The sequence below is a fragment of the Streptomyces sp. NPDC058964 genome (assembly GCF_042741275.1).
In the GTDB taxonomy this organism is placed as follows: Bacteria; Actinomycetota; Actinomycetes; order Streptomycetales; family Streptomycetaceae; genus Streptomyces.
In genome coordinates this window covers 1-11,318 of sequence record NZ_JBHYKH010000289.1, presented here as the reverse complement: position 1 = coordinate 11,318, position 11,318 = coordinate 1, and the positions used below count along the sequence as shown (strand labels likewise).

General features: G+C 71.4%; 14 protein-coding genes. 6 read left to right on the top strand and 8 right to left on the bottom strand.

Annotated features, from left to right (window positions below):
- Positions 1–141: 141 nt before the first annotated feature.
- Positions 142–1,482, top strand: a complete 1,341-nt coding sequence (locus ACFW2E_RS29365) for a transcriptional regulator (RefSeq protein WP_384470091.1) — start codon at positions 142–144, stop codon at positions 1,480–1,482.
- Between the two features lie 67 nt (positions 1,483–1,549).
- Positions 1,550–2,086 (top strand): NUDIX hydrolase, encoded by a 537-nt coding sequence (locus tag ACFW2E_RS29360; protein ID WP_384470090.1) that lies wholly within the window; start codon positions 1,550–1,552, stop codon positions 2,084–2,086.
- Here ACFW2E_RS29360 and ACFW2E_RS29355 read toward each other — a convergent pair.
- Positions 2,083–2,340, bottom strand: a complete 258-nt coding sequence (locus ACFW2E_RS29355; protein ID WP_384470089.1) for a hypothetical protein — start codon at positions 2,338–2,340, stop codon at positions 2,083–2,085. The genes ACFW2E_RS29360 and ACFW2E_RS29355 overlap by 4 nt on opposite strands.
- Before the next feature lie 192 nt (positions 2,341–2,532).
- The gene (locus ACFW2E_RS29350; RefSeq protein ID WP_384470088.1) at positions 2,533–3,408 is read right to left on the bottom strand and encodes a 3-hydroxybutyryl-CoA dehydrogenase; all 876 of its coding nucleotides are present in this window, start codon (positions 3,406–3,408) and stop codon (positions 2,533–2,535) included.
- Between the two features lie 143 nt (positions 3,409–3,551).
- Here ACFW2E_RS29350 and ACFW2E_RS29345 point away from each other — a divergent pair, with 143 nt between their 5' ends.
- The gene (locus ACFW2E_RS29345) at positions 3,552–4,847 is read left to right on the top strand and encodes a glycoside hydrolase family 10 protein (protein ID WP_384470087.1); all 1,296 of its coding nucleotides are present in this window, start codon (positions 3,552–3,554) and stop codon (positions 4,845–4,847) included.
- On the opposite strand, the gene ACFW2E_RS29340 is transcribed toward ACFW2E_RS29345, so the two are convergent.
- Together ACFW2E_RS29340 and ACFW2E_RS29335 are read right to left on the bottom strand one after the other, a co-directional pair.
- On the bottom strand, positions 4,848–5,042 hold the full coding sequence (locus tag ACFW2E_RS29340; protein ID WP_384470086.1) for a DUF1918 domain-containing protein: 195 nt from the start codon (positions 5,040–5,042) through the stop codon (positions 4,848–4,850).
- A gap of 12 nt (positions 5,043–5,054) precedes the next feature.
- Entirely contained in the window at positions 5,055–5,972 is a 918-nt protein-coding gene (locus ACFW2E_RS29335) for a DMT family transporter (RefSeq protein WP_384470085.1), read from the bottom strand.
- On the opposite strand from ACFW2E_RS29335, the gene ACFW2E_RS29330 reads away from it, so the two are divergent.
- Positions 5,971–7,407 carry a PLP-dependent aminotransferase family protein gene (locus tag ACFW2E_RS29330; RefSeq protein ID WP_384470084.1) on the top strand — a complete coding sequence of 479 codons (1,437 nt, stop codon included), beginning with the start codon at positions 5,971–5,973 and terminating at the stop codon, positions 7,405–7,407. The genes ACFW2E_RS29335 and ACFW2E_RS29330 overlap by 2 nt on opposite strands.
- A gap of 23 nt (positions 7,408–7,430) precedes the next feature.
- On the opposite strand, the gene ACFW2E_RS29325 is transcribed toward ACFW2E_RS29330, so the two are convergent.
- Entirely contained in the window at positions 7,431–8,045 is a 615-nt protein-coding gene (locus tag ACFW2E_RS29325; RefSeq protein WP_384470083.1) for a DUF6461 domain-containing protein, read from the bottom strand.
- A gap of 90 nt (positions 8,046–8,135) precedes the next feature.
- Between ACFW2E_RS29325 and ACFW2E_RS29320 the strand changes: the two genes are divergently transcribed.
- Both ACFW2E_RS29320 and ACFW2E_RS29315 read left to right on the top strand, forming a co-directional pair.
- Complete coding sequence (locus ACFW2E_RS29320; RefSeq protein ID WP_384470093.1) at positions 8,136–8,591, top strand: GNAT family N-acetyltransferase; 456 nt, start codon at positions 8,136–8,138, stop codon at positions 8,589–8,591.
- Positions 8,592–8,711: 120 nt separating this feature from the next.
- Entirely contained in the window at positions 8,712–9,305 is a 594-nt protein-coding gene (locus ACFW2E_RS29315) for a histidine phosphatase family protein (protein ID WP_384470082.1), read from the top strand.
- Here the strand turns inward: ACFW2E_RS29315 and ACFW2E_RS29310 are convergent.
- The 3 genes from ACFW2E_RS29310 to ACFW2E_RS29300 all read right to left on the bottom strand — a co-directional run bounded on the left by ACFW2E_RS29310 (position 9,287) and on the right by ACFW2E_RS29300 (position 10,747).
- Positions 9,287–9,730 carry a DUF6314 family protein gene (locus ACFW2E_RS29310; protein WP_384470092.1) on the bottom strand — a complete coding sequence of 148 codons (444 nt, stop codon included), beginning with the start codon at positions 9,728–9,730 and terminating at the stop codon, positions 9,287–9,289. The genes ACFW2E_RS29315 and ACFW2E_RS29310 overlap by 19 nt on opposite strands.
- Before the next feature lie 175 nt (positions 9,731–9,905).
- The gene (locus ACFW2E_RS29305; RefSeq protein ID WP_384470081.1) at positions 9,906–10,322 is read right to left on the bottom strand and encodes a carboxymuconolactone decarboxylase family protein; all 417 of its coding nucleotides are present in this window, start codon (positions 10,320–10,322) and stop codon (positions 9,906–9,908) included.
- Entirely contained in the window at positions 10,319–10,747 is a 429-nt protein-coding gene (locus ACFW2E_RS29300) for a MerR family transcriptional regulator (RefSeq protein WP_384470080.1), read from the bottom strand. Before ACFW2E_RS29300 ends, ACFW2E_RS29305 begins: the two co-directional genes overlap by 4 nt.
- Positions 10,748–11,318: the final 571 nt, after the last annotated feature.

Below are 11,318 nucleotides of genomic sequence, written 5' to 3'. Positions count from 1 at the left end.
GAGCTGGGGAGCATTTACCGACCCGCGACTGTAAACACCCCCCCCCGGCGCGCCCCCCCCCGGGTCTCGCGCACTCCGTTCACACCCCGTGTGAACGGACCCGCACTAGTCTGACGGCACCAGGCCATTCGGGGGGCATTCATGCAGCCCAACACTCTGCTCGACGCGATCCTGGACGAGGCGGGGATCTCGCACGCCGGCCTCGCCGCCCATGTCAACCAGGCGGGCCGCGCCCGGGGCCTCGCGCTGCGGTACGAACACACCGCCGTGGCGCGGTGGCTCAAGGGGCAGCGGCCGCGCGGTCAGGTGCCCGACCTCATCTGCGAGGTACTGGCCGGCCGCCTGCACCGGCCGGTCACGCTCGACGACATCGGCCTGGGCGTCCCGGGGGAGCCCTCGACCCCCCATGGCACCTCGCTGTCCGGCTTCGTGGAGCGCGCCACCGCCCTGTGGCGCTCCGACGAGCAGCAGCGCCCGCACATACTGGGCGCGCCCGCCGTCACCGGCACCCCCGCCGTGATGCCGGTGTGGGAGTGGGAGAACCCGCCCGAGGACGTGGACGTCTCCCGCGGCGGCCGTCACCGGGTCACCCCGGTCGACATCGCGATGCTGCGCGCGGCCCGTGCCCATTACGAGCAGATGTACCGCAAGGCGGGAGGCATAGCGACGCGCACCCGTATCGTCGGCTTCCTCAATGCCGAGGCGGCCCCGCTGCTGCGCGGCAGCTACACCGACGCCACTGGGCGTCAACTGCATCGTGCCACCGGCGGGTTGGTGGCTGTCGCGGGTATCTGCGCCTACGACTCAGACGCGCACGGCCTCGCCCAGCGCTACTTCCACCAGGCCCTGCGCCTGGCGAAGGCCAGCGGTGACCGGGGACTCGGGGCGTACGTCATCGCGCTGCTCGTCAACCAGGCGCTGTTCATGAAGGAGTACCGTCAGGCCGTCGCCTTCGCGGAGGCCGCGCTGCGCGCCGCCGGCAAGCACATCACCCCGGCCCTCGCCTCGGACCTCTACGCGATGCAGGCCAAGGCGTACGCGCACCTCGGCGACGGCACGAGCGCGCTGTCCTGCATCCGGCGTGCCGAGACCGCCGCCGAACGCATCCGGCGCGGATACGAACCCGACGAGACCGGCTATGTCCAGCCGGGCCTCGTCAACGTGCAGGTGGCCGAGGCTCTGCTCAGCCTCGGCGAACTCGCGGCCGCCCGGGAGCATGCCGCGGCCGCCGTGGACAACCCGGCCCACGACCGGGGGCGGGTGCACCGGCTCGCCATGCTCAGCACCATCGAACTCCGCCAGGGCAATGCCGACAAAGCGGTGGCCACGGCCGTGCAGATGGCCGAACAGGCCCGCGGAATGGAGTCCCAGCGGCTGCGTGACAGACTCCGCGCGGTGCGCGAACACCTGGTGCGCAGCGGCTGTGCCGGAACCGCTGAAGCCGCCGAACTCATCGACGGGGCACTGCGCGTACCGCTGTAGGCGCACGGTAGGCCTGAGGAGTCGCTGCTGCGATATTGCCACTTACTCGGCGGAAGGTGGCAGAACCGTGCAGTGGACGAAACAGAACGAACAAACTGTGTATGAAAACCGCTGGTTCAGCGTCAATCTCGCAGATGTCGAGCTGCCGGACGGCCGGCATCTCGACCACTTCCTGATACGGCTGCGGCCCGTTGCCGTGGCCACGGTGGTGAACGAGGCCAACGAGGTCCTCCTCCTGTGGCGCCACCGATTCATCACGGACAGCTGGGGGTGGGAACTGGCCGCGGGCGTCGTGGAGGACGGAGAGGACATCGCCCGCGCGGCCGCCAGGGAACTCGAAGAGGAGACCGGCTGGCGGCCGGGGCCTTTGCACCATCTCATGAGCGTGGAGCCGTCCAACGGCCTCACGGACGCGCGGCACCACATCTACTGGGCCGACGAGGGCGAGTACGTCGGGCATCCCGTGGACGACTTCGAGTCGGACCGCCGGGAGTGGGTCCCCCTCAAGCTCGTCCCGGACATGATCGCCCGCGGGGAGGTCCCGGCCGCCAACATGGCGGCCGCGTTACTCCTGCTGCATCACCTCAGGCTCGCCGATGCTTAGTGGGCCAGCGCCTGCCAGACCGTCACGACGAGCGCTCCCAGCGCCGTGAGCGCGGCGACCGACGGCAACGGCCAGCGTGCGTGTTCCAGCGAGACCATGCGGGTGTTCAGCTCCTCCAGTTCCTTGGCTGTCTCCTTCGTGCGGTGAGTGAGCAGGGCCAGCCCTCCCTCGACACGGGCGTACGCCACATCGAGGCGCCGGCGTAACTCTGCGAGTTCTCCATGGACCACGGGATGCTCGGGATCGGCGGTCACGGGTCCGCTCCTTTCCGTAGTTGTCTCTCGTCCCTTGCATGCGCATGAGGAGTCAACTCGCCTGGTGGACGCGTGGGGAGCGTGTGCGAAGGGCATATGCGTGCCAGGCGCGCACACGGTGTGTGAATGGCTCGGGCCCGGCACCGTTCCCCGGTGCCGGGCCCGTCCGAGCCAAGGATTTACCTTGCGTAATCAGCTGTAGGTGTAGAAGCCGGAGCCGGACTTCCGTCCGAGCCGGCCCGCCTCCACCATCCGCTGGAGCAGCGGGGGAGCGGCGTACAGCGGCTCCTTGTACTCCTCGTACATCGAGTTGGCGATCGAGACGACGGTGTCCAGGCCGATCAGGTCGGACAGCTTCAGCGGCCCCATCGGGTGGGCGCAGCCCATCTCCATGCCGTTGTCGATGTCCTCGCGGCTGGCGATGCCCGACTCGAACATGCGGATGGCGGACAGCAGATACGGCACCAGCAGCGCGTTGACCACGAAACCGGACCGGTCCTGGGCGCGGATGGCGTGCTTGCCGAGCACCTTCTCGGCGAACAGCTGGGCCCGGCCGAGCGTGCCCTCGGAGGTGGTGAGCGCCGGGATCAGCTCGACGAGCTGCTGCACCGGGGCCGGGTTGAAGAAGTGGATGCCGACGACGTGGTCGGGGCGCGAGGTGGCCACCGCCAGCTTCACCAGCGGGATGGAGGAGGTGTTGGAGGCCAGGATCGCGTCCGGCCGGGTCACCACCTGGTCGAGCACCTGGAAGATCTCCGTCTTCACCTGCTCGTTCTCCACGACCGCCTCGATGACCAGGTCGCGGTCCGCGAACTCGCCGAGGTCGGTGGTGAAGCTCAGCCGCGCCAGCGTCGAGTCCCGCTCCTCCTCGCTGATCTTGCCCCGCTCGGCGGCCTTGGCCAGGGAGTTGAACAGCCGGGTACGGCCGATCTCCAGGGCCTCGCCGGTGGTCTCGGCGACCTTGACGTCCAGTCCGGAGCGGGCGCACACCTCGGCGATGCCCGCTCCCATCTGGCCGCAGCCCACCACTCCGACGCGCGCGATGTCTCCCGCCGGGATCTCCGTCACATCGTCCCCTTCGCTGATCTACGCCTGCCGCAGGACTTCCGGGTTCGGCGCCTGCTCCGATCGTGCACGTTACTCCGAAGTATCGATGATCGATCGTCCGGGTGGGGGCATCCTAGGGCCCGGAACGATCGGTGATGGAGCGGATGCGCAGCGTATGGGGGTTCCAGATGGGCCGAGTGTCACGCCGGGCGTTCGCGCTGGCGGCACTGTCCGGGCTGGCCGTCGTCAAGGGGTCGGCGGCGGCACCGCACGGCCCGCGGGCGGCGGCGACGCAGGGTCCGCGGGCGGCGGCCGGGCGCGGCCCGCGCGCGGTCACCGAGATGCGGGGCGTGTGGGTGGCGACCGTCAAGAACCGTGACTGGCCCTCGCGCACGGGTCTGTCCGCGGACGAGCAGCGCAAGGAGCTCATGGCCCATCTCGACCGGGCGGCCCGCGACCGGCTGAACACGGTGATCTTCCAGGTGCGGCCCACGGCGGACGCGCTGTGGCCCTCCCCCTACGAGCCCTGGTCCGAGTACCTCACCGGCACCCAGGGGCTGTCCCCGGGCTGGGACCCGCTGGGCACCGCCGTTACGGAGGCCCACGCCCGTGGCCTGCAGCTGCACGCCTGGTTCAACCCGTACCGGATCGCCGACCACGGTGAACCGGAGAAGCTCGTCGCGTCCCACCCGGCCCGCAGACACCCCGACTGGGCGGTGCCCTACGGCGGACGGCTCTACTACAACCCCGGCCTGCCCGAGGTCCGCGCCTTTGTGCAGGACGCGATGCTCGACGCCGTGGCGAGGTACCCCGTCGACGCCGTCCACTTCGACGACTACTTCTACCCGTATCCGGTGGCCGGCCAGGCCTTCGACGACGACGCCGCGTTCGACAGGTACGGCGGCGGCTTCGCGAACCGTGCCGCCTGGCGCCGCGACAACGTCGACAGGCTGATGCGGGAGATCGGGGCCCGGATCAAGCGGATCCGGCCCGGCACGCAGTTCGGCGTCAGCCCCTTCGGGGTGTGGCGCAACGCGAGGAACGACCCGCTGGGTTCCGACACCCGGGCGGGCGTGCAGACGTACGACGATCTGCACGCGGACACCCGCACGTGGGTGCGCGAGAACTGGATCGACTACATCGCCCCCCAGGTGTACTGGCACCTCGGCTTCGCCGACGCCGACTACGCGGAACTGGTGCCCTGGTGGGCGGAGGTGGCCAAGGGGTCGAAGACGAAGCTGTACGTGGGTGAGGCCCTGTACAAGGCCGGTGCCGCCGGCCAGCCCTCCGCCTGGCGCGATCCGGTCGAGCTGTCCCGCCACCTCACCTTCGCCGCGGCGTACCCCGAGGTGCGCGGGCACGTCTTCTTCTCCGCCCGGGAAGTGGCGACGGACCCGGCGGGAGCGATGGCACGGGTGATCGCCGACCACTACCTGCAGCCGGCGAGTCCCCCGCGCTGATCACCTCTCCTTTTCCGGGTGGCGCACCTCGCAGTCGGGGCCGGGGGACATGACGGCCTCGCGCCCGTCCGGGAAGCGGACACGGTAGGGCGGGTTGCCCTCCGTGCCCATCACTTCGACGACTTCGGTGACCTGGTCGTGCTGGCCGACCACCCTGCCGTGCTGGACAAGCTGGTCGCCCACGGTTGCGCGCATCTGTAGGCCTCCTCACGATCGCGATCGCTGGGTGACGGCGATGCACACGAGCACCGCGGCGGCGGTCAGCGGAGCGGCCGCCGTGAGGTGCTCGCCCAGCAGCAGCACCGACCACACCAGTGTGAGCAGCGGCTGAGCCAACTGCAACTGGCTGGCCTTCGGTATGCCGATGGCCGCCATGCCCCGGTACCAGACGACGAGACCGAGGAATTGGGAGCCCGCCGCCACCCAGATCAGACCCGCCACTCCGTGCGCCGTCAGCCGCACGGGTTCGTACGACAGCGCCAGCGCGGCCGCCGGCACGCTGAGCGGCAGACACAGCACCAGCGCCCAGCCGATGACCTGCCAGCCCGGCATGACGCGGGCCAGCCGGCCGCCCTCGGTGTAGCCGGCCGCGCACACCAGCAGGGCCGCGAACAGGTATCCGTCGGCGGCCGTGAGCGCGCCACCGCTCTGCTGCACGGTGAAGGCGAGCACGGCGGCGGCGCCCGCCAGTGCCGCCGTCCAGAAGGTGCGCGAGGGCCGGGTGCCCATGCGCAGCGCGGAGCAGAGCGCTGTGGTCAGCGGCAGCAGACCCACGACGACGGCGGCGTGCGAGGTGGTGGAGGTCTGCAGAGCGAGTGTGGTCAGCAGCGGGAAGCCGAGCACCACTCCGGCTGCGACCACGGTCAGACCAGCCCAGTGCCGGCGGTCGGGCAGCGGCACCCGCAGCACCAGCAGACAGCTGCCCGCGATCATCGCAGCGAGGACGCTGCGCACGGCCACCAGCGACCAGGGACCGAAGCCCTCCAGACCCCACGCCGTGGCCGGGAACGTGAGGGAGAAGGCGACGACGCCCAGGGTGGCCTGCAGGGTACCGAGGCCGGGGGCTTCCCGATGAGTGGCGACCGCTATCGGGGTCGCTGTAGTAGCGCTACTCTGTACTCTCATGCAACAGAGTAGCAGTGTTACCGATCTGGCAAACCGGCTGCGGCAGGAGTTGGATCGCTACTCACCCGGCGGAAAGCTTCCGTCGAGCCGCGCGCTCGTCGAACGGTTCCGGGTGAGTCCGGTGACCGTTTCGCGCGCCCTGGCGCAGCTGGCCGCCGAGGGACTGGTGGTCACCCGCCCCGGCGCCGGCGCCTTCCGTGCCCGGTCGCGCACCACGCCCGCCCCGGCCGGGGACACCTCCTGGCAGGAGGTCGCGCTCAGCGCCGACGCCGCCGCCGAACTCGTACCCCGCACCGTGGACGCCTCCGGGGTGACGGTCTCGCTCGCCGTCCCGCCGCCCGGCGTACTGGAGCTCAGCGGCGGCTATCTGCACCCCTCTCTCCAGCCCGAGCGGGCGATGGCCGCCGCCCTGGCCCGCGCCGGGCGGCGACCCGGTGCCTGGGGACGGCCGCCCATGGAGGGGCTGCCCGAGCTGCGGGAGTGGTTCGCGCGGCACATCGGCGGCTCCGTCGGCGCGGCCGACGTGCTGATCGCCGCGGGCGGCCAGTCCGCGCTGGCCACCACCCTGCGCGCGCTCGCCCCGCCGGGCGCCCCCGTGCTCGTCGAGTCACCGACCTACCCGGGCATGCTGGCGATCGCCCGGGCGGCCGGACTGCGCCCCGTGCCCGTGCCGGTCGACCCCGACGGGGTACGGACGGAACTGCTCGCCGACGCGTTCCGGGCGACCGGCGCCCGGGTGTTCGTCTGCCAGCCCCTGTTCCAGAACCCGACCGGCGCCGTGCTCGCGCCGGACCGGCGCGCCGAGGTCGTACGCATCGCCCGCGAGGCGGGCGCCTTCGTGGTCGAGGACGACTTCGTGCGCCGGCTGGTGCACGCGGACTCCGGACCGCTGCCGCGTCCGCTGGCCGCCGACGACGGTGACGGTGTCGTCGTCCATGTCGGCTCGCTGACCAAGGCGACCTCGCCCAGCTTCCGGGTGAGTGCCCTGGCCGCTCGGGGTCCCGTGCTGGAACGCCTGCGAGCCATTCAGGTCGTCGACTCCTTCTTCGTCCCCCGGCCGATGCAGGAGGCCGCGCTCGAACTCGTCGGCTCTCCCGCCTGGCCGCGCCATCTGCGGGCCGTCTCGGCCGAGTTGAAGACCCGCCGCGACGCGCTGACCAGCGCGCTCCGCCTCCACCTCCCCGAACTCGCCCTGCCCCACGTGCCGTCCGGCGGCTACCACCTCTGGCTGCGCCTCCCCGACGGAGCCGACGAGTCCGCCCTGACCGGCGCCGCCCTGCGCGCGGGCGTCGCGATCGCCCCCGGCCGACCGTACTTCAGCGCCGAACCGCCCGCCGCCCACGTCCGGTTGAGCTTCGCGGCGGTCGCCGGGACCGGGGAGATCGCGGAAGGCGTACGACGGCTGCGGACGGCGTGTGACGAGGTGCTCCACTAGGCCGGCCCGGCGGGACGGGACGCTCAGCGCATCGGGACCAGCCCGCAGACGAACTCCAGCGACTCGAACAGCTCCGGCGTCGGGCGCACACCCGTGATCCGGTGGGCGAGCGCGAAGGCGGCCTCGGTGTGCAGACTGACGTCCTGGTCCTCCTCCTTGCCCAGGTCGAAGCCCGACTCCCGCATCTCGGCGAGGAGTTCGTCCGGACGGCTGCCGTCGCGCCGGTGGGGGAAGAGCGGCTCGAAGTGCAGGCGTATGTCGCCGTCCTCGAACCAGTAGAAGTGGTCGACCGCGTTGATGTTCCGGAAGTGCGAGACGACGGTGCGGCCCCGGGACAGCGGGAGGGCGAACCGGTCGGTGATGCCGACGTAGCCGTTGTGCTCCACCATGAGCGTCCAGTCGCCGACGGCGGCCACGGCGACGAGCAGCAGGTCGTCGTCGTACTCGTCCCAGGCGTCGTAGGACGGCTCGGCCAGCGCCTCGACGCCGGAGATCCGTTCGTCCGGCTCGGCACCAAGCTCCCGGAGCAGCTCCTCGGGCGCGATTCCCTCGACGAGCGTGACGCAGTACGCCTCCATCAGCGCGGCATACCGCTCGTCGAGCCAGGCGTAGTCGGTGGCGGTCGTGGTGGCGGTCATGGCCGCAGCATGGCACCCGCCACTGACAACGCCCGTGCCGGGCCGGGGAACCCGTTCGACCTCGACGGGCCGCCCTGGAAGTATTCCGGCATGAACGACGCACCGGTCCTGCCCGATGGCTTTGAGTTCTCCGCCGACACCGACCGCGTCGACGTCGGCCGCGTCCACCGCTGGCTGTCGACCGACGCGTACTGGGCGATCGGACGCTCCCGGGAGAGGCACGAGCACGCGATGGCGTCCTCGCTGAACTTCGGGGTGTACGAGACGGCCTCCGGTGCGCAGGTGGCGTACGCGCGCGTGGTGACCGACCGGGCGCTGTTCGCCTGGCTCGCGGACGTGTACGTGGACCCGTCGGTGCGCGGGAAGGGCGTCGGCACGGCACTGGTCGGGGGAGTGCGCGAGCACCTGCGTCCGTACGGGGTGCGCCGGGTCCTGCTCGCGACCCACGACGCGCACGGGGTCTACGAGAAGCTCGGCTTCGCGCCGCTGGAGCGGCCGGACCAGTGGATGGCGCTCCACTTCGTGACCTCCGCCGACACGGACTGAACCCTGATTTCGCGCTACTTGTCCGGCAGATCCTGACCTTGCAGTAAGGATTTGCAAACCTCGGGTAACCAGCGTGCTTCGACCCTTGACCTGTGCACTTGCGAGGCAGACCATCTCCGCATGCAACTTCGGGTCACGTTCGTCGCCGCCGCGCGCAGCTCCCCGCTGCTCGCGGAGCGCTTCCAGGACGACCGGCCGCTGGACCAGGCGGGCTGGGACGAGGTGCAGCGAGCAGCGGGGGAGCTGCTGCCACTGGCCGCATCCGACCTTCGCTACTGTTCACCGACACCGCGCAGCCGCGCCACCGGCGACGCCCTGGGTTACGCTCCGCTGGTGCAGCCCGCCCTGCGGGACTGCGACATGGGCCGCTGGCGCGGGTTCACGCTCGGCGAGGCGATGGCCCGCGAGCCGGAGGCGGTGGACGCCTGGCTCGCCGACTCGCGCTCCGCGCCGCACGGGGGCGAGTCCCTGCTGGCGTTCATCACCCGGGTCGGCGGCTGGCTCGACACCCGACCCGCCGACGACGGCGGCCGTATCGTCGCCGTGGCCGAGCCCTCGGTGATCCGCGCCGCCCTCGTGTACGTCCTGAAGGCGCCGCCCTCGACGTACTGGAACATCGACGTCCGTCCCTTGTCGGCGACCAGTGTCATGGGCCGGGCGGGCCGCTGGAACCTCCGCTTCGACGGAGCGGTGGCTCAGCACACGCGCGCGTAGTCGGTGATCAGTACGAGGTCCTTCGCGGGACCGCCCACCCGCCACACCGTGCGCCAGTGGTCCTCGTCCAGGACGGTGAACTCGCCGCGGTAGAGGTCCGCGGAGCACGGGTGGTCGGCGACATGGCGCCCGGAGGTCAGGTCCAGGTCGTGGAAGGGCCGCCCGTCCGCGAAACGGACGTCCGCCGTGCCCGGGGAGGCCCCCGGCAGGACGCGGAGCGTCCGCTCGGCCGGGCGGGCCACCCCCTGCCAGGTGAACGTGCCGGACTCCTCGTGCAGCAGCCCGCCCTCCGCCAGGGGGCCGAACTCGGTGACGCCCTCGAACCGCCCCTCCTCACCGCTCGCCAGATCCCGCACGGTCCGCTCCACGCGCCAGCGCCCGGCCAGATGGGCCAGCACGTCGGGCACGGGCCGGAACTCGCCCATCGTCATCCCCTCCTCGTCGTCCGGCGGCGCGGGCCGTCCGGGAAGTCCGCCCGCGCCCCGCGCCCGGACCGGGCCCGGATCTCCCGGTGCGCGGCGTGCCGCAGGAGACGGAGCAGGGCCGGGGAACGGCAGCATCGCGTCCATGCCGTCGACCTTACGACCCCGCACGCGCTTCTCAAGCGGGCCGCTGTCCGAGCGGCAGCAGCCCGCGCTCGGCGAAGACCTTCTTGGCGGCGAACGTGGCGTTCAGGGCTTTGGGTATGCCGCAGTAGACGGCGGAGTGCAGAAGGGCCTCGACGATCTGCTCGGGCGTGAGGCCCACGTTCAGGGCCGCGTTGACGTGCACGTCCAGCTGGGCCTCGCAGCCGCCCAGGGCGGTCAGCATGCCCAGGGTGACCAGTTGGCGGTCGCGCGGGGCGAGTCCGGGACGGTCGTAGATGTCGCCGAACGCCCAGGCCACGATCTGGTGACCGAGCTCGGGGCTGATGTCGGCGAGCGAGTCGACGACCCGTCGGCCGGCCTCGCCGTCGACCTTCTTCAGAACCTCCAGGCCGTGGGCGAAGCGCTCTTCACGGGTGGTGTTCTCGCTCATGTCGGCTCGTCCGTCCCCGGCTGCGGCTCTTCGGCCAGCAGCCGTTCGTAGTGGTCGATCTTGTCGTCCAGCGCGGTCGCGTTGTGCCGCAACGCCCTGATCCGGTCCGCCAGTTCGGCGCGGTGCGCGCGGAGCATCGCCAGCCGCTCGGCGACCGTCGCGTCCCCCGCGGCCCGCAGCCGCGCGAAGCGCTGCATGTCGGCGATCGACATGCCCGTCTCGCGCAGCCGCAGCAGGAACTCCAGCCAGGCCAGGTCCCCCGCCTCGTACCGGCGCTGGTTGCCGGTGGTCCGGCCGACCCGCTCGATCAGGCCGGCCTTCTCGTAGTAGCGCAGGGTGTCGTGCGAGAGGCCGGTGCGCTCGGCGACCTGGGCGATGGTCAGGGAGGGGTCCCGGTCCCGCGGGAGGGGCTGTCCGCTGGTCATGGGAAGACCGTAGAACCTGGAGTGCACTCCAGGTCAAGCGAGTCGCCCGCGCCGATCCCATTCACTCTTCGACCGTGCGCGGGACAATTCATGTTTCCCTGTAGTTCACCGGGTTTTCCGTAAGTCCACTTGTGCATTGGAAATTCCCTCACCGATTTTCGTTCGCGACACAACCATCCGGAATCCCGACCCGTCTAAGACGGCGAATCGACAATGCGCGGGGAGTGACACCCCCGGACGAGACGCCATGCGTCCCACTTCCTCTGGGGGCCTGCGAAGAATGGAATGCACGACCCTGCACGCCGACGTTTCTCGTGGCATTCCGCGCGGCGGCCACCGACGCCGAGCGGACCGGAACGGGGTGTGAATCCCGCGACCCGCCCGGCGCCGGAGGCCGGGCCCGCTTCGCCCGCGGATCCGCCGGCCGGCCGGCCGCGCGGACTCCGGGCGCGGCTCGGTCTCCCGCGCCCGGCCGCCGGACCGGCACCGGCGGCGGCCCTGCTCGCGGCGGCCGTCACGGTCCTCGTGTTATGCGCCGCCGACGCCGTCGCGCGCTGTTAATGGTTCTTTC